The sequence below is a fragment of the Methylobacterium sp. WL64 genome, from assembly GCF_008039945.1.
Taxonomy (GTDB): Bacteria; Pseudomonadota; Alphaproteobacteria; order Rhizobiales; family Beijerinckiaceae; genus Methylobacterium.
Genome location: NZ_VRVA01000003.1, coordinates 66803 through 89082 on the forward strand (window position 1 = coordinate 66803; position 22280 = coordinate 89082).

Consider the following 22280-nt stretch of genomic DNA (forward strand, 5'->3'; position numbering starts at 1 on the left):
CCGGGCAGGGCTGCAAACCTTGCATGCCCCAGCAGCGCCGGCCGCGTCCGCGCGGCGTCGGCCGCGTGCGGATCGCTCGGTGCTACGCCTGATGCAGCACCGGCCCGGCGCGGGCCGCGCATCGAATGCGGATTCGCGGTGGTGGGGGTTCTCGCCTTGGATTGGGACAAGATCCGGATCTTCCTGAACGTCGCAGAGGCGGGCAGCTTCACCAAGGCGGGCGACGATATCGGCCTCAGCCAATCGGCGGTCAGTCGCCAGATCAGCGCCCTGGAACGTGAGCTGAAGGCGCCGCTGTTCCACCGCCACGCCCGCGGCCTGATCTTGACCGAGCAGGGCGACCTGCTGTTCCGCGCCGCCCGGGACATGAAGCTGCGCCTGGAGAACACCCGGGCGCGCCTCGTGGAGACTTCCGAGCGGCCGACCGGCGACCTCAAGGTGACCACCACGGTGGGGCTGGGCACCTCGTGGCTGTCGCAACGGGTCGGCGAATTCCTGGACCTCTACCCCGATGTGCGGATCGAGCTGATCCTGACCAACGAGGAGCTCGACCTTGCCATGCGGGAGGCGGACGTGGCGATCCGCATGCGTCGCCCGGCCCAGCCGGACCTGATCCAGCGCCGGCTGTTCACCGTGCATTACCACGCGTTCGCCAGCGTCGATTACGTCAAGCGCTTCGGCGAGCCCAAGACCATCGAGGAACTGGACAATCACCGCCTGGTCTCGTTCGGCGGCAACGAGCCCTCCTACCTGCTGGCGGCCCATTGGCTGGCCGATGCCGGGCGTGAGGGCCGCGACCGGCGCAGCGTCCACCTGACGGTGAACAACATCGGCGCGCTCCAACGGGCCATGGAAGCCGGCGCCGGCATCGGCATCCTGCCCGACTACGCGGTGGACGGCGACCAGCAGCTCACCCAGGTGCTGCGCGACACCGAGATGCCGAGCCTCGAGAGCTACCTGGTCTACGCCGAGGAGATGCGCTCGGTCGCCCGGGTGCAGGCGTTTCGCGACTTCCTGGTTTCGAAGGCGCAGCGCTGGACCTACTGACCGGCCATTGCGCGGTCGATGATAGGTCCGGTTTCACAAGATCGTCGATCTTTTGCGGGTGCAGGGCTCCGCCCTGCAAGTCTCAGGGGCTTCGCCCCTGAGACCCCCACCAAGGCGCCCAGGCCATATGGGATCTAGTCGTCCCTCACAGGAACAGCCGCTCGCCCTCCAGCCCCTTGTACAGCCCGGCGACCTGCTCGCCGTAGCCGTTGTAGATCAGCGTCGGCACCCGCTCGTCGGTGCCCAGGACCCGCTCGGAGGCCTGGCTCCAGCGCGGATGCGGCACCGCCGGGTTCACGTTGGCCCAGAAGCCGTACTCCGAGGCCTGCAGGCCCTCCCAGAACGTCTTGGGTCGGTCGGCGGTGAACGAGATCTTGACCAGCGACTTCGCCGACTTGAACCCGTATTTCCACGGCACCGCGATGCGGATCGGCGCGCCGAACTGGTTCGGCAGCGGCTTGCCGTAGACGCCCGTGACCACGAAGGCGAGGTCGTTTCCGGCCTCGGCCAGGGTCAGCCCCTCGGTGTAGGGCCAGGGATAGTAGAACGCGCGCTGGCCCGGTGCCATCGCCTTGTCCATGAAGGTCTCGAACCGGATATACTTGGCTCCGGAGCCGGGCTTGGCGAGCGCCACGAGCTTCGACAGGGGAAACCCCGTCCACGGCACCGACATCGACCAGGCCTCGACGCAGCGGTGACGGTACAGCCGCTCCTCAAGGCCGATCTTCCGGATCAGGTCCTCGACGCCGATCTCGAACGGCTTCTCCACAAGGCCGTCGATCTTCAGCGTCCAGGGCTGGGTCTTGAGGGCGTTGGCGGCCGGCAGCACCGTCTTGGACGTGCCGAACTCGTAGAAGTTGTTGTATGCGCCGCTGAACTGCTCCGGCGTCAGCGGCCGGTCCAGCGTGTAGGCCGGGTTGCTCGGCGCCGGGTAGAGCGCCGCATCACCGGCGGCCGCGAAGGCGGAGCGACCGCCCAGGACGGATCCGGCGGCCAGCCCGGCGGCGGCTCCGATCAGTGCCCGGCGATTCAGGAAGACGGCCTCGGGCGTGGCCTCGGTCTCCGGGATCTCCCACCCGCGCCTGCTCCGGATCAACATCGCTTCTCCTCGCCTGTCCCGCGCGAACAGCCCACAGATCGGTCTGCGCCGACAGGGGTACAACCGCCGCAGTCTCACCATTCGGCGATCGGGGCAGGCGGTTACGTGCGCGGCCGACGACGATCCGCCGCGGGCACGCTCAGCCGGGCGGCGTCTCGTCGCGCAGGACCCGGCGCAGCACCTTGCCGACATTGGTCTTGGGCAAGGCATCGTGCAGCACCACCCGGCGGGGCACCTTGTAGCCGGTGAGCTGGGTGCGGGCATGCGCCCGCAGGGCGTCGATGGAGACCGCCGGATCCTTCATCACCACGTGGGCGACCACCATCTCGCCGGTCTCCTCGCTCGGCGCGCCGACCACCGCGCATTCCAGAACCGCCGGATGGGCCGCCAGCACCTCCTCGACCTCGTTCGGATAGACGTTGAACCCCGAGACGAGGATCATGTCCTTCATCCGGTCGACGATCTTGATCTGGCCGTCCGGCTCCATCACGGCGACGTCCCCGGTGCGGAAGAAGCCGTCCGGCGTCATCGCGCGCGCGGTCTCATCCGGCCGGTTCCAGTAGCCGCGCATCACCTGGGGCCCGCGCACGCAGATCTCGCCCGGCTGGCCCGGCGGCACCGGCTTGCCGGCGGCGTCGCGGATCGAGAGTTCGGTGGACGGGAACGGGAACCCGATCGTCCCGGAGAACTCCGTCATGCCGGGCGGGTTGGCGCTCACCACCGGGGAGGTCTCCGACAGGCCATAGCCCTCCAGGATGGTGTTGCCGGTGAGCGCCTTCCAGCGCTCGGCCACGGGCCGCTGCACCGCCGTCCCGCCCCCGACGACGAAGTCGAGGTTCGAGAAGTCGACCGTGCCGATCTTGGGGTGGTTGATCAGCACGTTGAACAGCGTGTTCACGCCCATCAGGCACGTGAAGCGGTGGCGGCTGAGGGTCTTCACCATGCCGTCGCAGTCGCGCGGATTGGGGATCAGCAGGCACGACCCGCCGTTGCGCATGAACTGGAAGAAGCAGGCCGTCAGCGCGAAAATATGGTAGAGCGGCAAGGCCGTGACGGCGCAGCGGAGGATGCTCGGATCCTTCGAGTTGAACCAGACCTGCGACTGCTCGACGTTGGCCATGATGTTGCGGTGGCTGAGCATCGCCGCCTTGGCCACGCCCGTTGTCCCGCCGGTGTATTGGAGGAACGCCAGATCCTCCGGCGCGACCGGCACCGAGGCGTGCGGCATGCCGCTGCCCCGGCGCAGGGCGGTCGTGAACGGCAGCGCCAGCCCGTCGGGCAGCTGGAACGGCGGCACGGCCTTGCGCACGTGGCGGCTAGCCAGGTTGATCACCTGACCCTTGAGCCCGAGGCCGTCGCCGGGGCCGACCAGGAGGACGCGCTCCAGCGTCACGTCGGCCAGAGCCGCCGCGACGGTCGCGCCGAAATTCTCGAGGACGATCAGGAAGCGAGCGCCCGAATCGTTGATCTGCTGGGAAAATTCCCGGGGCGTGTAGAGCGGGTTGACGTTGACCACAGTCCCGCCGGCCGAGAGCACGCCGAACAGGGCCACCGCGTAGGCCGGCACGTTCGGCAGCATGATCGCGACGCGGTCGCCCTTCGCCAGCCCCTGGGCGCGCAGCCAGGCCGCCAGGGCGCGCGCCTGCTTGCCGAGGCCCGCATAGGTCAGGGTCGAGCCGAAGCAGAGCATCGCCGGGCGGTCGGCGAAGGCCGAGACGCTGGTCTCGAACAGGTCGACCAGCGTACCGAGGCTGTCGACGTCGATCTCGGCCGGGACCCCCGGCGGATAGGCGGCGAGCCAGGGACGGGGGGAAAGCCGTGCGAACGCCGGATCCATCTCGGACCCGTGCGTGCGTGCCGTCGCACCGTGCTCGATTACGCTGGCCTCGCGCATCGCGTCGTCTCCCGCGAGCCCGACTCTCGACGGTCGGGTCTCGTCCCTACGCAGAACCCCCCGACTGTGGGCGAACCCACCGCCACTAGCAAGGCGCCGCCGTCAGGCGGTCCGACGTAGCCGGCTGAATGTCGTCAGCGCGGCGTGCGGCAGGGCGGCGACGGAAAGGAGCAGCGCGGCAAGGCCGGCCTCGGGCAGGCGCAGGCCCCGGAGCGGCCAGGATCCGAACCCCAGCGGGACCGCGAGCCCGATCACGCCGGCGCCGAACCAGAGGGCCAGGTACGCCAGCAATCCGGCCCCGATCCGCCGCAGACGCGGGCGCAGGGGCCGGTTGGCGGCCAGAGCGAACAGGCCGAGGGTGCCGCCGAAAATCGCCGCCGCGACGCCGGCGCCGAGCCCATAGGCCAGCCATAGGGGCTGATAGGTCAGGAACGCCATCCCGCCGGTGGCGTAGCCGCCGCGCAGGATCAGGCCTCCGAAGGTCGGGTAGAGACCGATCACAGCGAGGGCCGCGGTGCCGAGCGACGCGAACAGGATCCGTCGGAATGCCGAGGCCGGCCCCGGCCCCGCCGCGACCGTCGCGAGTTGCGCGATCCCGTAGACGAGCGCGAAGGCGAAGAGCGGATAGCGGGCGATGAAGTAGCCGTAGATCCAGGGCTCGAACGCCTCCGGCACGGCGGAGCGCTGGCTGAAGCCGGTGACGGTCACCAGCGCCAGCGCCGCGAGCGCGGCCAGGATCGGGGCTGCGGCCAGGAGCATCCTTCTCAGATCGGCCACAGACGCATGGGTCTGGTCACGCGCAACGGACTGCACAGGGCGCGCCCCTATCAAACGATCGTTCCGTTGCCGGCGTCCGGATCATGCTGGCACCTGGGCACCCACCTTGTCATCCCGGGGCCGCGCAGCGGAGCCCGGGATCCATAGCCACCGACCGATCGAAACCTGGCCGCGTCGGCGATTATGGGTTCCGGGTTCGCATGCGGCGCCCCGGAATGACAAAATGGGTCTGTCAGGCTGCCGTCCATAGACCAGACGACGGCATCTCCGACGCTGAGCGGCTCAGACAGATGATCCGCCTCACCGCGCCTCGTAATGGTCGCGCACCAGCCGGTCGAGGAGGCGCACGCCCCAGCCCGCGCCCCAGCTGCGGTTGATCTCGCTGGCGTTCGACGACATCGCCACGCCCGCGATGTCGAGATGCGCCCACGGCACCTCTTCGACGTAGCGCTTGATGAACGAGGCCGCGGTGGCGGCGCCGCCGTGGCGGCCGCCGGTGTTCTTCATGTCGGCGAACTTGGAATCGATCGCCTTGTCGTAGGCGGGGATCAGCGGCATCCGCCAGACCTTCTCGCCCGTGGCCTCGCCGGCAGCGTTGATGTTGGCGGCCAGCGCGTCGTCGTTCGAGAACATCCCGGCGATGTCCTGGCCGAGCGCCACGATGATCGCCCCGGTCAGCGTCGCGAGATCGACCATCGCCTTCGGCTTGGCGCTACGGACCACGTGGGTGATCACGTCGGCGAGCACGAGGCGGCCCTCCGCGTCGGTGTTGATGACCTCGATGGTCTGGCCGGACATGGAGGTCAGGATGTCGGACGGGCGGTAGGCGCCGCCGTCCGGCATGTTCTCGACGATGCCGATGGCGCCGACGACGTTGCACCGGGCCTTGCGGCTGGCAAGCGCGTGGAGCGCGCCGACCACGGCGGCCGCGCCGCCCATGTCGCCCTTCATGTCCTCCATGCCGCCGCCCGGCTTGATTGAGACGCCGCCGGAATCGAACACCACGCCCTTGCCGATGAAGGCGACCGGTGCCTCGCCGGCGGGGCCGCCGTTCCAGCGCATGATCACGATGCGCGGCTCGCGGACCGAGCCCTGCGCCACCGCGAGCAGCGCGCCCATACCGAGTTCGCGCATACGCGCCGGCTCGATCACCTCGATCTCGACGCCGAGCTTCGACAGCTCCGAGGCGCGCCGGGCGAACTCTTCCGGGAAGAGCACGTTCGGCGGCTCGTTCACGAGGTCGCGCGCCAGGATCACGCCCTCGGACAGGGTCCGGGCGCCCTCGCCCTCGCGGGAGGCCGTGCCGTGCTCGGCGAGCAGGAGGGTGAGCGTGGTGCCGCTCTTGTCCTCGGCGTCGGGCTTCTTCTTGGTCTTGTAGCGGTCGAAGGCGTAGACCCGCAGGCGCGCGCCCAGCGCGAACTCGCCGGCCTGCGCGGCGCTGACATTCGTGCCCGGCCAGTCGAGCACCACCCGGGCCGCCCGGCCCGCGACCTTGCCGGCGGTGAAGCCGCCGAGCGCCGGCCAGTCGGTCTTGGCCCGGTCCTTCTCGGAGCCGAGCCCGACCACGACGAGCCGGTCGGCGCTGACGCCCGCCGGCGTCGGCAGGCTCATGGCGCTGAGCGAGCGGCCCTTGAATTTCTCCGAGGCCGCGGCCTTCGCCACGAGGTCGGCACCCGCGGCGCCGAGCGCCGCCCGGGCCGCCGAGCCGAGGGCGAGGTCGTCGCCGACGAACACCACGAGATCGCCCGTTCCCCCCGGGCCCTGGCCACTCTGCTCCAGGGGTCCGAAACCGATCTCGATACCGTCCGCCATACCCGTCGTCCTGCCCAATGTTCCGCAGCCGTTCCCACGCTTGGGCCATGCCGCAAGGCGTGATCCGCCTTGTGTAGCCGCTGAGGCGGCAAACGCAACGCGACGCAGCAGCCCTGGAATCGCCCCTTTTGTCGGTTCCCTGGCCCATGAGGGCGCGAGAGGACGGGCGGAACTGCCGGGCCAATGAGGCAGATCGAGCGCTACATCTTTCGGATCGCCCTGGGCGCGAGCCTCGCGTGCCTGATCGGCCTCACCGGCACGATCTGGCTGACGCAGGCCCTGCGCGAGCTCGATCTGGTGACCGCCAAGGGCCAGACCCTCCTGGTCTTCCTGTTCGTGACCGGGCTGTCGCTGCCGACGCTGGTGGTGGTGATCGCGCCCGTGGCGCTGTTCATCGGCACCGTGTACGCGCTGAACAAGCTCAACGGCGATTCCGAGCTGATCGTGATGTCGGCCGCCGGCATGCCGCCGCGCGCGCTGCTGCGGCCGTTCCTGACGCTCGCGCTGATCGTGAGCTTCCTGGTGGGGTTCCTGGTGGTGGTGGTGATGCCCGCGAGCTTCCAGGAGCTGCGCGACGTGATCACCCGGGTCCGGGGCGACTTCATCGCGAACGTCGTCAAGGAGGGGCAGTTCACCCAGCTCGACAACGGCATCACCTTCCACTTCCGCGAGCGCGGGCCCGGCGGCGTGCTCAAGGGCCTGTTCATCCAGGACCGGCGCGAGGCCGGGAAGACCAAGGTCTACCTCGCCGACCGCGGCAACGCCGTCGACATCGACGGGCAGAGCTTCCTTGTCCTGGAGAACGGCAGCGTCCACCAGCAGCAGAAAGATTCGCGCGATTCCTCGATCCTGACCTTCGAGCGCTACACGATCGACCTCGCGGCCTTCGCGCCCCCGGATGCCGACACGATCTACAAGCCGCGCGAGCGCTCGACCTCGCAGCTGCTGTTCCCCGACCAGACCGAGGGCTACTACAAGCTGCAGAAGGGCCGGTTCCGGGCCGAGCTGCACGATAGGCTGTCGGCCTGCCTCTATCCGCTGGCCCTGGTGTTCATCGCCTTCGCGGCGCTCGGCGATCCCCGCACCACCCGGCAGGGCCGCGGGCTCGCGGTCGCCGGGGCGATCCTGGCCGTGGTCGCCCTGCGGATCGCCGGCTTCGCCGCGGTGAGCGCCGCCGCGCGCAGCGCCGGGGCGGTGGCGGCGATCTACGGTGTCCCGCTCCTGGCGATCGCGCTGTCCGGCCTGCTGATCTTCTTCGGCCCGCGGGTGCGCGCCTTCAATGCCGCGGTGGCGGGCGCGGTGCGCGCCCTGTTCCGCGCCCCGCGCCTCGCCCCGGCACGCTGAGCCCACGATGCTGATCGGTCCGACCCTCGGGCGCTACTTCGCCGCCCGGTTCGCCCGCACGGTGCTCGGTGTGTTCGTCACCGTGTTCGCGCTGGTCTACACCTTGGACTTCGTCGAGCTCCTGCGCCGGGCCGGCGAGGCCGAGGGCGCCTCCACCGGGCTGATGGCGCTGCTCTCGCTCTACCGCACCCCGGCGGTGGCCGAGGGCGTGCTGCCCTTCGCGGTGCTGTTCGGCTCGATGGCAGCCCTGCTGCAGCTCTCGCGCAAGCTGGAACTGGTGGTCGCGCGCGCGGCCGGGATCTCGGCCTGGCAGTTCCTCCAGCCCGGCTTCTTCGTGGCCCTGGCGCTGGGGGCCGTGGCCGTCGGCATATACAACCCGGTCTCGGCCCTGCTGAAGCAGCGCTCCACCGAGATCGAGGCCAAGATCTTCGCCAAGTCGACCAAGGCGGGGTCCGGCAAGGATCTCTGGATCCGCCAGCGCGGCCTGGACGGCGAGGCGATCATCCGGGCCGAGACCGCCATCGAGGGCACCACGACTCTGGCGGGCGTTTCGGTCTTCACCTTCGACGAGGCCGGCAAGTTCGCCGAGCAGATCGTGGCCGCCCAGGCCACCCTGCACGACGGCTACTGGGCGCTGTCGGACGCCCGCGTGCTGGCCCCGGACGCGCCGCCTGAGTCGTTCGACACCTACCTGATCGCCTCGAACTTGGACCCCGGGCAGGTCCGGCAGCGCTTCACCCCCCCGGAATCTGTGCCTTTCTGGCAACTTCCCACAACCATCGCGCGGACCGAGCGGGCCGGTCTCGACGCCACCCGATACCGTCTGCAGTACGATGTCCTGTGGGCCCGGCCGGTCCTGTTTCTGGCCATGGTGATCGTGGCTGCAACCGTTTCCTTACGGTTCTTCCGCTTTGGTGGGGTCGGTAAACTCGTCCTCGGCGGCGTCGCGGCGGGCTTCGCTCTCTACGTGGTCCGACAGGTCATGGAGGGGCTCGGCGCCTCCGGACTCGTCGCCGCACCGGTGGCGGCCTGGTTCCCCGCCGTGGTAGGCAGTCTTCTCGGTACGCTTACGCTTCTGTACCAGGAAGACGGCTGACGCCCGTGAGTCATCGCGGGACGGGAGACGGGTGTGTGAGGTTGGTGGCGGATCACGTCACAGGGGTTGGGTCGCGCGTTGCGTAAGGTTGCCCACATCCTGCGGAAGACGGCCCTCCTGGCCGCGCTGGCACTCGCCGCGCCGCTGGCCGGGGGCGTCTCGGCGCATGCCCAGGGGATGGCTGCGCCGAAGCTCGGCAATTCGGGCGGGAAGCTGCCGGGCGACAAGCTGCTCGTCGAGGCCAACGAGCTGATCTACGACAACGACCACAACACCGTGACCGCGCGCGGCAACGCCGAGCTGCATTTCGGTCCCCGGACCCTCCAGGCCGACAGCGTGCGCTACGACCGCGGCACCGGCCGGGTCTTCGCCCAGGGCAACGTCCGCCTCACCGAGGCCGATGGCGGCGTCGTGACCGGCGCACGCATGGAGCTGACCGACGACTTCAAGACCGGCTTCGTCGACGCGTTCCGCGGCCAGCAGACCGTGGAGCGGCGGACCGAGACGGTGCGGACGCGGTTCTCGGCGCCCAGGGCCGAGCGCCTGAACGGCGAGCAGACCAGTTTCGAGGCCGGCAGCTACACCGCCTGCGAGCCGTGCAAGGACAACCCGGAGACGCCGCCGCTCTGGCAGATCCGCGCCAAGAAGATCATCCACGACAACAAGACTCACACGATCTACTTCGACGATTCCACCCTGGAGATCGCCGGGATCCCGGTCGCCTACCTGCCCTATTTCGAGGCGGCGGATCCGACCGTGAAGCGCAAGACCGGCTTCCTGACGCCGCGCTTCATCTCGACCACGGCGCTCGGCCGCGGTGTGTCGCTGCCGTACTTCGTCGACCTCGCGCCCAACTACGATCTGACCATCACCCCGACCCTGCTGAGCCGCCAGGGCGTGCTCGGCCAGGCCGAGTTCCGCCAGCGGATCGACAACGGCTTCTACAACATCCGCCTGTCGGGCATCTCGCAGACGACCCCGTCGGCGTTCCTCCCGAGCCCGCTGGGGGCCGGCGAGCGCGACTTCCGCGGCTCGGTGGAATCGCAGGGGCGGTTCTACATCAATGACCGCTGGCGGACCGGCTGGGACCTCGTCGGCGTCACCGACAAGTGGTTCCTCGACAACTATAGAATCCGCAACCAGAACATCACCACCGACTATTTCCGCGAGGCGACCTCGACGGCCTACCTGGTCGGACAGGGCGACCGGTCGTGGTTCGAGGCGCGCGGCTACTACTTCAAGGGCCTGTCGAGCTTCGACTGGCAGAAGCAGCAGCCGATCGTCGCGCCGGTGATCGACTACGACAAGCGCGTCAACGGCCCGGCCGAGATCGGCGGCGAAGTGCGGTTCCAGGCCAACATCACCAGCCTGACCCGCGAGACCACCCAGTTCCAGGGTCTGCCCCGCACCTCGAGCTACCTGTTCTCGCCGAGCGTGAACGGCGTCAGCTTCCCGCTCTATCAAACCTGCACGGTGTTCCAGCGCGGCCTGTGCGCCATCGACGGGCTCGCCGGCACCAATACCCGCGCCTCGGCCGAACTGTCCTGGCGCCGGAGCTTCATCGACGATTGGGGGCAGAAGTTCACGCCGTTCGCGTATCTGCGCACCGACGCGTTCTTCACCAACCCGAGCTTCTCCGGCTACCAGAACGACCTCGCCCCCCAGGTCGCCAAGATCGACGACGGCTTCGCCGGCCGGGTGATGCCGGCGGTCGGGCTCGATTACCGCTACCCGTTCGTCGCCAATTTCGGTGCGCTCGGCGTCCACACCCTGGAGCCGATCGGCCAGATCATCGCACGCCCGTCCGAAACCCGGATCGGCCGCCTGCCGAACGAGGACGCCCAGAGCCTGGTGTTCGACGACACCTCCCTGTTCGAATGGGACAAGTTCTCGGGCTACGACCGGGTCGAGGGCGGCGTGCGCACCAATCTCGGCGGCCAGTATTCCGTGGTCACGCCCTCGGGCTGGTACACCAACGTGATGTTCGGCGAATCCATCCAGCTCGCCGGCGTGAACTCGTTCCGCCGGGGCGACATCGCCAATGTCGGGTTGGATTCCGGACTGGAGACCCGCCGCTCCGACTTCGTCGGGCGGTTCCAGGTCTCGCCGAACCAGAACATCACGTTCATCACCCGGGCGCGGTTCGACCAGTCCGACTTCCACGTCGCCCGGCTCGAGACCGGCGCCACGGCGCGGTTCGCGCCGTTCCTGCCGCTCACCGTCTCGGCGTTCTACTCGTATTACGAGGCGCAGCCGCTGCTCGGATACAGCCACTACCGCGAGGGCGTGACCGCCAGCGCCACCTACAACATCACGCCGAACTGGTTCGTCTCCGGCTCGCTGCTGGTGGACCTGACCCACTACCTCGACATCCGCAACACCTACACGGATGCCCTCTCGGCCTACCTCGCCAACCCGATCGGCACGGTGCCCACCTACCAGAACCCGGGCCGGTTCTACCTCTCCGGCGCGAGCTTCGGCGGCGGCTACCAGGACGAGTGCACGACCATCTCGATCAACTACATCAACTCGCCGATCGCCACCGCGACCGGTGTCCGCGAGCGCAACCAGACCGTGCTGCTCCGCCTCGAGCTGAAGACGCTGGGCGAAGCGGATCTGCGCCAGAACGTCGGTACCGCCACCACCGCGGACGGCATCGCCACCGTGCGGTAGTGTGCTGGGGTTTTTTTGGGTAGAGCCTAGGTCGCGGCAGGCTCCGCACCGGAAAACGCGCCGTCCGCACAAACGCGTTGCTGGCTTGCGTTGGTGCGGACGGCGTAGGTCCCCTCCCCGCAAGGGCTCCGGGTTAGCCGGGGTGGACGATTTATCTCTCGCAGAGTGATCCCCAGATCCGATGACCCGCGCCGTCTTTCCGGGGCGCCGCGGGCGAGCCCGGAACCCAGAACCGCTATCGGTGCAGGAGCACGACACGTCGGCGTCTCTGGATCCCGCGCTCCGCTGCGCGGCCCCGGGACGCCGCGCTGCGTCTCATCCGGAACCACCCCTGCCCTCCACCTCCTCTCCACAAGGGACAGGAGAGAGAAGCGCGTCTCGCGCACGGTCGATTTCGTAACCCGCTGAGGCGGAGAGAAACACGCGTCTGCCGCCATCCTCCCGCGATGAAGCGGAGATCTGCCCCGAGAGGATGCGCCCCCGCCCCACGGGCGCTATAGACCCCCGATGCCGCCGCTCGCCCTCACCCTCGGAGACCCGGCCGGGATCGGCCCGGAACTCGCCCTCAGCGCCTGGCTCGGACGGGGCGGCGCGGATCCGCTGCCGCCGTTCTTCCTCGTGGCCGACCCGGACTTCATCGAGCGCCTCGCGAACCGGCTGAACCGGCCCGTCCCGGTGGCCGAGGTCGATCCCGAGACCGCTGCCGAGGTGTTTCCCCGGGCGCTGCCCGTGGTGCCGCTGCCGAGCGGCGCGACGGTGGCGGCCGAGCCCGGCGTCCCGGATTCCGGCAATGCCGGCGCGGTCATCGAGTCGATCACCGCCGCGGTGGCTTTCGTGGCGGCCGGGCGCGCCGGTGCCGTGGTCACCAACCCGATCGCCAAGTTCGTCCTGACCCGGGCCGGGTTCGCCCATCCGGGCCACACCGAGTTCCTGGCCGCCCTGTCCGTCGCCCCCGGCCGCACGCCGCCGCGTCCGGTGATGATGATCTGGAGTACGGATCTCGCGGTCGTGCCGGTGACGATCCACGTCCCGCTCAAGGACGTGCCGGGCCTGCTTACCCAGGAACTGGTGGAGGAGACCGCCCGGATCGTCGCCCGGGACCTGCGCGACCGGTTCGGCTTGGCCGAGCCGCGCCTGGTGCTCGCCGGGCTCAACCCCCATGCCGGCGAGGCCGGGACCATCGGGCACGAGGACCGTGACGTGCTGGCACCCGCGGTGGCGCGGCTGCGGGCCGCCGGGATCGACATCCGCGGGCCCCTGCCCGCCGACACCCTGTTCCACGCCCGCGCCCGGGCGACCTACGACGTCGCCCTCGCGCCGACACACGATCAGGCGCTGATCCCGATCAAGACCATCGCGTTCGACGACGGCGTCAACGTCACCCTCGGGCTGCCGTTCGTACGGACCTCGCCGGACCACGGCACCGCCTTCGACATCGCCGGGACCGGGGTGGCGCGACCCGACAGCCTGATCGCCGCCCTGCGGCTCGCGCGGCGGCTCGCCGACACCGAGGCGGCCCGCACCGGCCCCGGCCCGGGCGGCGCCGACATCATCCCGTTCAGCATCTATGCCGGGCGGCCGCGCGCCACGGGCGCCCAGCATTTCGACGCCGAGGACGAGCTGTGAGCGATGGAGACGGGCTGCCGCCCCTGCGCGATGTCGTCGCCCGGCATGGGTTGGAGCCCAGGAAGGCGCTGGGCCAGAACTTTCTGTACGATCTCAATCTCACCGGCCGGATCGCGCGCGCCGCGGGGCCGCTCGACGGCGTGACCGTGGTCGAGGTCGGCCCCGGGCCCGGCGGCCTGACCCGCGCGCTGCTGGCCGAGGGCGCGGCCCGGGTCGTGGCGATCGAACGCGATCCCCGCGCCCTGCCGGCGCTCGCCGAGATCGCGGCGCATTATCCCGGCCGGCTGGAGGTCGTGGACGCCGACGCCCTCGCGTTCGATCCCCGCCCGCTGATCGGGACCGGCCCGGTCCGGATCGTCGCGAACCTGCCCTACAACGTCGGCACCGCGCTGCTCACCGGCTGGCTCGACGGCGCGGCCTGGCCGCCCTGGTGGGACCAGGCGGTTTTGATGTTCCAGCGTGAGGTCGCGGAGCGCATCGTCGCCGGCCCCGAGACCCGGGCGGATTACGGCCGTCTCGGCGTGCTGTGCGGCTGGCGCACCCAGGCCGACATCCTGTTCGACGTGAGCCCCTCGGCCTTCGTGCCGCCGCCGAAGGTGACGTCCAGCGTCGTGCGGCTGTTGCCCCGGGCGCAGCCCCTGCCCTGCCGGGCCGGCGCCCTGGAGGCCGTGACCCGGGCGGCGTTCGGCCAGCGCCGCAAGATGCTGCGCCAGAGCCTCAAGGCCTTGAGCCCCGAGCCCGGCGCCCTGCTGGCGGCGGCCGGGATCCTGGAGACGGCCCGGGCCGAGGAGGTGCCGGTGGCCGGGTTCGTGACCCTGGCCAACCTGTGGGACGCGGAGCGTGGACGGTAACGCTGCCGGCCACGCGTCCAGACATTTCGCTGCCGCTCGAGCGACCACCCCGCCCTTCCGGGCTCGCCTGCGGCGCCCCGGAATGACGGAGTTGGATTTACAGCCGCCGGGCCGTTTGATCCGGTATCTGCCCAAAAAACAAAAAACCGGCGCCGCGGAAACGGCGCCGGTTCGATAACCGCGTCCCGGCCTGAACGGCCGGGACGGCAAATCCCAGATCAGCGGGTCTGCTGGATCGCCGAGAGCACCCAGCCGCGGCCGGGCTGGCGCTGGAAGGTCCAGAGCTCGACGGCCTCCGGGGCGGGCTCGGTCTTCACGACCCGGCCGCTTGCGCGGTCGACCATCACGTCCTTGAGGGCGTAGCGCATCGCCACGGTGGCGTAGTCGGTACGGTCCTCGCCCCAGGATTCCGCGAGGTCGCCCTGCAGCAGCTTCACGTCCGTGATCTTGTTGACCACGCCCTGGGCCGCGTTGTTGCGCAGCTCCTCGTCGAAGTAGCCGGCCATCTCGGGCGTCGCCAGGTTGCCCAGCGTCACCCGATCCTCACGGGTGTAGGCGTCCTGGATGTCGCCGAGCAGGCGCTCGAACGCCTGGTAGTCGGCCGGGCCGATCTGGACGTTGCGGGTCTGTACCGGACGCTGGCCGCCGAACGAGCCGCCGGTGGCCGCGCCGCCCATCGGACCGCCCGGATTCGGGCCGCCCTGGTTGGGGCCGCCATCGAGCGTCGAGCGGGCGTAGGGCGCGCCGGCGCCGGCCGGCTCGCTGCGGCGGCGGAAGAACCGCACCGCCAGCATCACCACCAGCACGACCAGGCCGACCTGGAACAGCAGGCCGATCATGGAGGCGAGGCCGCCGAGGCCGCCGAAGAAGCCACCGCCCAGCAGGGCGCCGAGCAGGCCGGCGCCGAGCAGGCCCGCAAAGAAGCCGCCGCCGAAGCGACGACCGGGCGCGGTCGGCGCCTGCATCCCGGGATTGGACATCCCGGGGGACGGCGCGGTCTGGGACCGCTGCATGGTCGAGCCGCCGCCCGGCGCCGTGGGCGTCGCGGAGGGGGCGGTGTAGGTCCGCGAGCCGCGCGAACCGAAGGACCCGCCGCCGCCCGGACGGGCTTCCGCGACGGGCGCCGCGACGGTCAAGGCAGCAGCGAGCGCCAGGAAGGCGGCCGTGCGCCGACGACGCGAGAATTGGGTGAGCATGTACGCGCCTCTGAGGACGAGAACCGAGTGGCGGAAACCGCCGACGACTATATGGTGACGGCTCAGCGCGGGTTTTAGTCCGCGCCTCTCGGCGTCGTGATGACGTTTGTCGCCGACCGTCGCGTCAGTGCAGCGTCCGGTCCGGCGCAGCCGGGAAGCCGAGGCGCACCCGGGTGCCCTCGCCGGGCTGGCTGTCCAGGGTGATCGTGCCGTTCTGGCGCTTCATCAGGCCGTGCACGATGGCGAGGCCCGCGCCCCGTCCCGCCTCGTGGCTGGTCTGGAACGGCGCGAGCGCCCGGGCCAGCATCTCGGGCGACATGCCCGGCCCGGTATCGCTGACCTGGATCCCCACGGTGCCCGGCCCCGGCTGGTGCAGAGCCCGGTCGCTCGGATCGACCCGGAAGGTGGAGAGCGTGAGCGTCCCGCCCGCCGGCATGGCCTCGCAGGCATTGGCGACCAGATGCCGCAGGGCGAACTCGATCTGCGTCGGGTTGCTGATCGCCCGGGGCAGCCCCGGCGTCGGGTTCACCACGAGGCGGATCCCGGCCGGGAAGTCCGGCGCGAGGCGTCCCGCCAGCTCCGCAACGATGGCATCGAGGTCCACGGCGCGCACGTCCGGGGCGATCCGGCGCGAATAGGCCAGGAGCTGGCGCGTGAGGATCGCGGCCCGCTCGGTGGCGTCGGCCGAGCGGACGAGCGCCCGCTGGATGAACGGCTCGGGCCGGTCGCCCAGGCGGCGCTTCAGCCCGTCGATGTAGCCGATCAGGATCTGCAGGAAGTTGTTGAATTCGTGGGCGACGCTGTTGGTCAGCAAGCCCAGGGCCTCGCGCTGCCGCGATAGAGCCAGCGCCCCCTCGGCCTCGCGCCGTGCCGTGACGTCGAGCATCTGGCCGATCGTCGCATCGCTCCCGGGGAGCTGCCCCAAGGTAAGGCTCGCCCAGAAGCTGGTCCCGTCCGACCGCTGCGCCAGGAATTCCTGCGGTGCGTCGCCCGAGAGATCGGGCGCCGACCCGCGGCTCGCCAGGATCGGCTCGAGGCCGCGTTCGGCAAACGCCTGCGCCGGATGACCGGTCAGGCGCTCGAAGGCCGGGTTGGCGTACCGGACGCGACCCTGCGCATCGACGAGAAGACTGGGCGTGGGCAGCGCATCGAGAAGTGCGCGGGCCTGCGCCGTGAGCGGGCCGCCCGCCTCGCCGTGATCCGTCCCGGGCTGCGTCATCCTGCGTCCGAGCTGAGCGGGTGCGGGAAACCCGCGGCGAGGCCCGCGATAGCGGCGAACCGCGGCGCGGCCAAGGGGGACGGGTTCAACCCCGGAGCGCGGTGACTCTCATTGCCGGACCCACATCACCCGGGCCATCCAGGCGACCTCGCCGATATTGAGGACCCGGTCCTCGTGCTCCGGATTGAGCGAGACCAGCTCCACGGTCCGGGCGGTACGCCGCCGCAACTCCTTGGCGAGGACCTCGCCACCGTGGAGGCGCACCACGACACGGTCGCCCTTGCGCACGCTGGCGGTGGGCGACACGATCAGCACGTCCCCGTCGCGGAACAGCGGCTGCATGGAATCGCCCTGGATCTCCAGCGCGAAGGCGCGCTCCTCGCCCAGGTCGGGGAACTCGATCTCCTCCCAGCCGGCCCCGCCGGTGGGCATGCCCTCATCGGTGAACAGGCGTCCGGCCCCGGCCTGGGTCAGGCCGATCAGCGGCACCATGGTGCGGGCCGGGATCTCCCGGGCCTCGATCAGGCGCAGGAACTCGTCGAGGCTTGCGCCGGTGGCGGCCAGCACCTTCGAGACCGATTCCGTGGAGGGCCAGCGCTTGCGCCCGTCGGCGCCGATCCGCTTGGAACGGTTGAAGCTCGTCGCATCGAGGCCCGCGCGGCGGGCGAGACCGGAGGCGGAGTAGCCGTGTCGCTCCGCCAGGCGGTCGATGGCGTTCCAGATCTGCTCGTGAGACAGCATGTCGGGCTCGAAGGCTCAACGTGAGCGGGCCGGCACCCCCGTCTCGCCAGCCGGCTGCCGGCTGCCGCGGAGGCACAGAGGCAGTCTCCCCGGAGGATTCGGACTGAAATCACCCGAGGAGCGCGGTATATTGAAGACCGCCACGAGCCGGCCCGAGTGACCCGTTTCGGACACGGTTCTGTGACGCTCAGCCTAGTCGTAGGAAAGTAGAACTACAACCTACAGAATGCAATCGCCGTTGGAATCGATCTGGTTTCCGTGTGTTGCCGGCGGATGGCGCGGTCTCCGGTGGGCGTGTCGTCCGGAGACAGGCCTGCTGCGGATTCCGCATGTCCGAGGCCGTATCCAGGATCCACCCCGTCATCCCGGGGCGCCGCAGGCGAGCCCGGGATCCAGAACCGCCGAGAGTTCAACCTTGCGCGGCATGTCTCTCCGGATCCCGGGCTCCGCTTCGCGGCCCCGGGATGACGGGGTTGGTCTCCGGTCTGCCGTCGCAGCCGCCTCGAAACGGCTCCTGCGACAGGACCGGTGGGATTGATCGGCGCGCACGCTCCTTCGGCCCTGGTTCCGGTCCCCGGAGCGATGGGCTATGGACCCTGCGCTTTCCAGGGAATGCCGATGCCGCTCATCTACAAGATCTGTCCGCGTGCGCTCTGGCGCGAGGCCGAGGCGGCGGGCCGGTTCACCGGGGCGCCCGTCGACCGGGCCGACGGCTTCATCCACTTCTCCACCGCCGCGCAGACCGCCGAGACGGCGGACCGCCATTTCGCCGGCCAGGCCGACCTGCTGCTGATCGCCGTGGAGGCCGAGACCCTGGGCGCGGCCCTGGTCTACGAGCCGTCGCGCGGCGGCGCTCTGTTCCCGCACCTCTACGGTGACCTGCCTCTCACGGCGGTGGCGTCGGTGGAGGATCTGCCCCTCGGGCCGGATGGGCAGCATGTCCTGCCGGCGGGACTCCCGCGCGCATGATCGCCGCCGCCTTCCCGCTGGTCCGCCCGCTGCTGCTTCGCCTCGATGCCGAGAGCGCCCACGACCTGACCCTGCGCGCCCTCGCGCTGCTGCCCCCGGGTAAGCCCGCCACGGACGACCCGCGCCTCGCCGTGGATCTGCTCGGGCGCCGTTTCCCCAATCCGGTCGGCCTCGCGGCCGGCTTCGACAAGGGGGCCCGGGTGCCGGACGCGATGCTCGGCCTCGGTTTCGGCTTCGTGGAGGTCGGCGGCGTGGTGCCGCGGCCGCAACCCGGCAACCCGAAGCCGCGAGCGTTCCGCCTCGCGGCCGACCGGGCGGTGATCAACCGCTACGGCTTGAATAGCGAAGGGCTGGCGACGGTGGCGGCGCGGCTCAGGGCCCGGGCTGGCCGGCCCGGCCTCGTCGGGGTCAATATCGGGGCCAACAAGGACTCCACCGACCGGCTGGCCGATTACGTCGCCTGCACCGGGACCCTGGCGCCCCTGGTCGATTTCGTCACCGTCAACGTGTCATCGCCCAATACGCCGGGCCTGCGCGACCTGCAGGGCGAGGCCTTCCTCGACGAACTGCTCGCCCGCACCGTCGAAGCCCGGGACGCGGCCGGCGCCAAGGCGGCGGTACTCCTGAAGATCGCCCCCGACCTCGCGCTGGATGCCCTCGACGCGATCTGCGCCACGGCGCTGAAGCGCGGGGTCCAGGCTTTGGTGGTCTCGAACACCACGGTGGCCCGGCCCGAGAGCCTGCGGGAGAAGACCCTCGCCCGGGAGACCGGCGGGCTCTCCGGCCGGCCGCTGTTCGGCCCTGCGACCCGGATGCTGGCCCAGACCCGCCTCCGCGTCGGCGACACGCTTCCCCTGGTCGGCGTCGGCGGCGTCGATTCCGCCGAGGCCGCCTGGACCAAGATCGAGGCCGGTGCGAGCTTGGTCCAGCTCTATTCGGCGCTGGTCTATGACGGGCCAGGGCTGGTGGATCGCATCAAGGCCGGCCTCGTCCAGCGGATGGCCGCGAACGGGCTGGCCTCGCTCAGCCAGGTCGTCGGCCGGGGCGCTGCGGATCTCGCCCGCGCGGCCTGAGCCGCCGTCGGCCTGGGCCGGTCCCACACGCACTCCGTCATCGCGCCCGGGTCGCCGCATGCCAGGGCGGCGTGCGGGGCTTCGAATTGCCGGCGACCCGGTCAACCGCCGCCGGTCGCACCCGCCAGTTTAGAAAGGCTTTGCCGAGCGGAGACTTAGTCTGTGCCCCATGCATGAGGGGCCTGCGCCTGCACGCCATTGTGAGCGGTATCCCAAGCCGCTTATCTCGCGGTTGCGAATTGGCGAGCCAACTCGCTTTCATGAGAACATCCAGGACAATTCATGGCCCAGCCTGACGGGGCTCCCAAGCGCTCATCCGCCGCCGGCGGCTGGGGTGCTCTGAAGAGTTGCGGCAAGCACTTGTTCGGCTCGCGTGCTCCGCTGACGGGGGCCCGTGCGCTGCTGAAGGCGAACCAGCCCGACGGGTTCGATTGCCCGGGCTGCGCCTGGGGCGACCCGGAGCACGGTTCGTCGTTCGAGTTCTGCGAGAACGGCGTGAAGGCGGTGTCCTGGGAGGCCACCGACAAGCGCACGCCGCCCGCCTTCTTCGCCCGCCACACGCTCACCGAGCTGCGCGGCTGGAGCGACTACGCCCTGGAGGGCGAAGGCCGCCTCACCCACCCGATGCGCTACGATGCGGCGAGCGACCGCTACCTGCCGGTGAGCTGGGACGAGGCCTTCGCCGAGATCGGCGCGACGTTGCGCGGCCTCGACACCCCCGACCAGGCCGAGTTCTACACCTCGGGCCGCGCCTCCAACGAGGCGGCCTATCTCTACCAGCTGTTCGCCCGCTCCTACGGGACCAACAACTTTCCCGACTGCTCGAACATGTGCCACGAGGCCAGCGGCGTCGCCCTGATCGACGCCATCGGCATCGGCAAGGGCACGGTGCTGCTGGAGGATTTCGAGAAGGCGGACGCGATCTTCTGCGTCGGCCAGAATCCCGGCACCAACCATCCGCGCATGCTCGGCGACCTGCGCCGGGCGGCCGAGCGCGGCGCCCAGGTCGTGGTGCTGAACCCCGTGCGCGAGCGCGGGCTGGAGCGCTTCGCCGACCCGCAGAACACCGTCGAGATGCTGCGCGGCTCCAGCCAGCCGATCGCCAGCCACTACCTCCAGCCGTGCTCCGGCGGCGACATGGCGGCCTTCCGGGGCATCGCCAAGATCGTGTTCGCCCGCGACGCCGAGGCCCTCGCGGCCGGGCGGCCGTCGCTGCTCGACCGGGCCTTCCTGGAGCACCACACCGCGGGTCTCGACGCCTACCGGGCCGCCGTGGAGGCGACCGCCTGGGATGCGATCCTCGACCAGTCGGGCCTGACTTACGAGGACATCTCCGCCATGGCGGATGTCTATCTCGGCGCGCGGCGGGTGATCGCCACCTGGGCCATGGGCGTGACCCAGCACCGCCATTCGGTGGCGACCGTGCGGGAGATCGCCAACCTGTTGTTCCTGCGCGGCCATATCGGCCGGCCCGGGGCCGGCCTGTGCCCGGTGCGCGGCCATTCCAACGTCCAGGGTGACCGCACGGTCGGCATCAACGAGCGCCCGCCGGTGGCCTTCCTCGAATCGCTGGAGCGGCATTTCGGCCTCGCCATGCCCCGCCGGCACGGCCACAACGTCCTGGCGGCGATCCGGGCGATGCGCGACGGCACGTCGAAGGCCTTCATCGGGCTCGGCGGAAACTTCCTGCGCGCGACGCCGGACACGCCCGTGGTGGCGCAGGCGCTCGCCGCCTGCCGCCTCACCGTCCACATCGCGACCAAGCTCAACCACGCCCACCTTGTGCCGGGCGCCATCGGCTACCTGCTGCCCTGCATGGGCCGCACCGAGATCGACCGGAACGCGGCCGGCAAGACCCAGATCGTGACCGTCGAGGATTCGATGAGCATGGTCCACGGCTCGGGCGGCATCAACAAGCCGGCCTCGAAGGAGCTGCGCTCCGAGATCGCGATCATCGCCGGCATGGCCCAGGCCACCGTCGGTTCGGCCGCGATCGACTGGGCCGGACTGGCGGTCGATTACGACCGGATCCGCGAGGCGATCGCCGCGACGATCCCGGGCTTTGCGGAGTACAATACACGGGTGCGCAAGCCGCGCGGCTTCATGCTGCGCAACCTCGCCGCCGAGCGGGTGTTCGAGACCGCCACGGGCCGGGCCAACTTCTCCGCCGACGCCCTGCCGGCCGAGACCGAGCATCAGGTCGCCCGGAAATCCGCGGACACCTACGTTCTCCAGACCTTCCGCAGCCACGACCAGTACAACACCACGATCTACGGCCTCGATGACCGCTATCGCGGCGTCTACGGCGAACGGAAGGTGCTGTTCGCCCACCCGGACGACCTCGCCGAGATCCGCGACCGGATCGGCGAGCGGGTCGACATCGTCGGCCTCCACGCCGACGGCGTGACCCGGCGGGCCGAGGATTTCCGCCTCGTCCCGTTCGACATGCCCCGGGGCGCGGTGGCCGGCTACTACCCGGAGCTGAACGTGCTGGTGCCGCTCTCGACCTTCGGTGAGAAGAGCGACACGCCGACCTCGAAATCGGTGCTGGTGACCCTGCAGGCCCGCGCGGCCGCGTGAGCGGGCCCGCGGACCGTCCCCTGGACGAGGCGGCGTTCGTCGCCGCCCTCGACCGCGTGACGGCGGCCCATCCCGGGATGATGCCGTTGGAGGCCGGGCTGCTCGCGGCCCTGGCCCTCGGCCTGCCCGGCGACAGCCGCGCCTTCGCCCGCACCTTCGCGGTGGAGCACGCCCTGGTGCTGCGCGCCCTCTCAGGGCTGGAGGAGGCGGGCCACGTCGCGGTGACCGCCCGGGATGCGCGCACCCAGCGCACGCGCTACGGGGCGGCCGCCTAGGCTTCACC

General features: G+C 70.5%; 17 protein-coding genes. 10 read left to right on the plus strand and 7 right to left on the minus strand.

Features of this window, described 5'->3' with window-relative positions:
* Positions 1 to 156: 156 nt before the first annotated feature.
* Positions 157 to 1047, plus strand: coding sequence for a LysR family transcriptional regulator (locus FV242_RS02535; protein WP_147854249.1), 891 nt, complete (start codon positions 157 to 159; stop codon positions 1045 to 1047).
* A 145-nt stretch (positions 1048 to 1192) separates the two neighbouring features.
* Here FV242_RS02535 and msrP read toward each other — a convergent pair whose 3' ends face one another.
* The 4 genes from msrP to FV242_RS02555 all read right to left on the minus strand — a co-directional run bounded on the left by msrP (position 1193) and on the right by FV242_RS02555 (position 6629).
* Positions 1193 to 2146 (minus strand): protein-methionine-sulfoxide reductase catalytic subunit MsrP, encoded by a 954-nt coding sequence (msrP, locus tag FV242_RS02540; protein WP_147937840.1) that lies wholly within the window; start codon positions 2144 to 2146, stop codon positions 1193 to 1195.
* 139 nt (positions 2147 to 2285) lie between these two features.
* On the minus strand, positions 2286 to 4040 hold the full coding sequence (locus tag FV242_RS02545; protein ID WP_246692575.1) for an AMP-binding protein: 1755 nt from the start codon (positions 4038 to 4040) through the stop codon (positions 2286 to 2288).
* 102 nt (positions 4041 to 4142) lie between these two features.
* A complete protein-coding gene (locus tag FV242_RS02550; protein ID WP_246692576.1) occupies positions 4143 to 4799 on the minus strand; it encodes a hypothetical protein in 657 nt (218 codons plus the stop codon).
* 318 nt (positions 4800 to 5117) lie between these two features.
* The gene (locus FV242_RS02555; protein WP_147906644.1) at positions 5118 to 6629 is read right to left on the minus strand and encodes a leucyl aminopeptidase; all 1512 of its coding nucleotides are present in this window, start codon (positions 6627 to 6629) and stop codon (positions 5118 to 5120) included.
* 183 nt (positions 6630 to 6812) lie between these two features.
* Between FV242_RS02555 and lptF the strand changes: the two genes are divergently transcribed.
* The 5 genes from lptF to rsmA all read left to right on the plus strand — a co-directional run bounded on the left by lptF (position 6813) and on the right by rsmA (position 14219).
* Complete coding sequence (gene lptF / locus FV242_RS02560) at positions 6813 to 7973, plus strand: LPS export ABC transporter permease LptF (RefSeq protein ID WP_147906643.1); 1161 nt, start codon at positions 6813 to 6815, stop codon at positions 7971 to 7973.
* 7 nt (positions 7974 to 7980) lie between these two features.
* Positions 7981 to 9069 (plus strand): LPS export ABC transporter permease LptG, encoded by a 1089-nt coding sequence (gene lptG, locus FV242_RS02565; RefSeq protein ID WP_147906642.1) that lies wholly within the window; start codon positions 7981 to 7983, stop codon positions 9067 to 9069.
* A gap of 78 nt (positions 9070 to 9147) precedes the next feature.
* A complete protein-coding gene (locus FV242_RS02570; RefSeq protein ID WP_147937842.1) occupies positions 9148 to 11742 on the plus strand; it encodes an LPS-assembly protein LptD in 2595 nt (864 codons plus the stop codon).
* A 507-nt stretch (positions 11743 to 12249) separates the two neighbouring features.
* Complete coding sequence (gene pdxA, locus FV242_RS02575; RefSeq protein WP_147906640.1) at positions 12250 to 13368, plus strand: 4-hydroxythreonine-4-phosphate dehydrogenase PdxA; 1119 nt, start codon at positions 12250 to 12252, stop codon at positions 13366 to 13368.
* On the plus strand, positions 13365 to 14219 hold the full coding sequence (gene rsmA, locus FV242_RS02580; protein ID WP_147937843.1) for a 16S rRNA (adenine(1518)-N(6)/adenine(1519)-N(6))-dimethyltransferase RsmA: 855 nt from the start codon (positions 13365 to 13367) through the stop codon (positions 14217 to 14219). Before pdxA ends, rsmA begins: the two co-directional genes overlap by 4 nt.
* A 218-nt stretch (positions 14220 to 14437) precedes the next feature.
* On the opposite strand, the gene FV242_RS02585 is transcribed toward rsmA, so the two are convergent.
* From FV242_RS02585 to FV242_RS02595, 3 genes are all read right to left on the minus strand, one after another.
* A complete protein-coding gene (locus FV242_RS02585) occupies positions 14438 to 15415 on the minus strand; it encodes a TIM44-like domain-containing protein (RefSeq protein WP_147937844.1) in 978 nt (325 codons plus the stop codon).
* A gap of 124 nt (positions 15416 to 15539) precedes the next feature.
* A complete protein-coding gene (locus FV242_RS02590; protein ID WP_147937845.1) occupies positions 15540 to 16634 on the minus strand; it encodes a nitrogen regulation protein NR(II) in 1095 nt (364 codons plus the stop codon).
* Between the two features lie 108 nt (positions 16635 to 16742).
* Positions 16743 to 17375 carry a helix-turn-helix transcriptional regulator gene (locus FV242_RS02595; protein WP_147856975.1) on the minus strand — a complete coding sequence of 211 codons (633 nt, stop codon included), beginning with the start codon at positions 17373 to 17375 and terminating at the stop codon, positions 16743 to 16745.
* A 618-nt stretch (positions 17376 to 17993) separates the two neighbouring features.
* On the opposite strand from FV242_RS02595, the gene FV242_RS02600 reads away from it, so the two are divergent.
* The 4 genes from FV242_RS02600 to FV242_RS02615 all read left to right on the plus strand — a co-directional run bounded on the left by FV242_RS02600 (position 17994) and on the right by FV242_RS02615 (position 22272).
* The gene (locus FV242_RS02600; protein WP_147937846.1) at positions 17994 to 18344 is read left to right on the plus strand and encodes a DUF952 domain-containing protein; all 351 of its coding nucleotides are present in this window, start codon (positions 17994 to 17996) and stop codon (positions 18342 to 18344) included.
* Entirely contained in the window at positions 18341 to 19417 is a 1077-nt protein-coding gene (locus FV242_RS02605) for a quinone-dependent dihydroorotate dehydrogenase (protein ID WP_147937847.1), read from the plus strand. The genes FV242_RS02600 and FV242_RS02605 overlap by 4 nt, the downstream gene beginning before the upstream one ends.
* 282 nt (positions 19418 to 19699) lie before the next feature.
* On the plus strand, positions 19700 to 21997 hold the full coding sequence (locus FV242_RS02610) for an FdhF/YdeP family oxidoreductase (RefSeq protein ID WP_147937848.1): 2298 nt from the start codon (positions 19700 to 19702) through the stop codon (positions 21995 to 21997).
* A complete protein-coding gene (locus FV242_RS02615; RefSeq protein WP_147937849.1) occupies positions 21994 to 22272 on the plus strand; it encodes a hypothetical protein in 279 nt (92 codons plus the stop codon). Before FV242_RS02610 ends, FV242_RS02615 begins: the two co-directional genes overlap by 4 nt.
* The last annotated feature ends 8 nt before the right edge of the window (positions 22273 to 22280 follow it).

Bases quoted from the DNA above. Each gene is read 5' to 3' on its own strand.
- FV242_RS02590 (WP_147937845.1), bottom strand. From the start codon at position 16,634: ATGACGCAGCCCGGGACGGATCACGGCGAGGCGGGCGGCCCGCTCACG.
- msrP (WP_147937840.1), bottom strand. From the start codon at position 2,146: ATGTTGATCCGGAGCAGGCGCGGGTGGGAGATCCCGGAGACCGAGGCC.
- lptF (WP_147906643.1), top strand. From the start codon at position 6,813: ATGAGGCAGATCGAGCGCTACATCTTTCGGATCGCCCTGGGCGCGAGC.
- FV242_RS02595 (WP_147856975.1), bottom strand. From the start codon at position 17,375: ATGCTGTCTCACGAGCAGATCTGGAACGCCATCGACCGCCTGGCGGAG.
- FV242_RS02550 (WP_246692576.1), bottom strand. From the start codon at position 4,799: ATGCTCCTGGCCGCAGCCCCGATCCTGGCCGCGCTCGCGGCGCTGGCG.
- FV242_RS02555 (WP_147906644.1), bottom strand. From the start codon at position 6,629: ATGGCGGACGGTATCGAGATCGGTTTCGGACCCCTGGAGCAGAGTGGC.
- FV242_RS02585 (WP_147937844.1), bottom strand. From the start codon at position 15,415: ATGCTCACCCAATTCTCGCGTCGTCGGCGCACGGCCGCCTTCCTGGCG.
- FV242_RS02610 (WP_147937848.1), top strand. From the start codon at position 19,700: ATGGCCCAGCCTGACGGGGCTCCCAAGCGCTCATCCGCCGCCGGCGGC.
- FV242_RS02605 (WP_147937847.1), top strand. From the start codon at position 18,341: ATGATCGCCGCCGCCTTCCCGCTGGTCCGCCCGCTGCTGCTTCGCCTC.
- FV242_RS02545 (WP_246692575.1), bottom strand. From the start codon at position 4,040: ATGCGCGAGGCCAGCGTAATCGAGCACGGTGCGACGGCACGCACGCAC.
- lptG (WP_147906642.1), top strand. From the start codon at position 7,981: ATGCTGATCGGTCCGACCCTCGGGCGCTACTTCGCCGCCCGGTTCGCC.
- pdxA (WP_147906640.1), top strand. From the start codon at position 12,250: ATGCCGCCGCTCGCCCTCACCCTCGGAGACCCGGCCGGGATCGGCCCG.
- FV242_RS02600 (WP_147937846.1), top strand. From the start codon at position 17,994: ATGCCGCTCATCTACAAGATCTGTCCGCGTGCGCTCTGGCGCGAGGCC.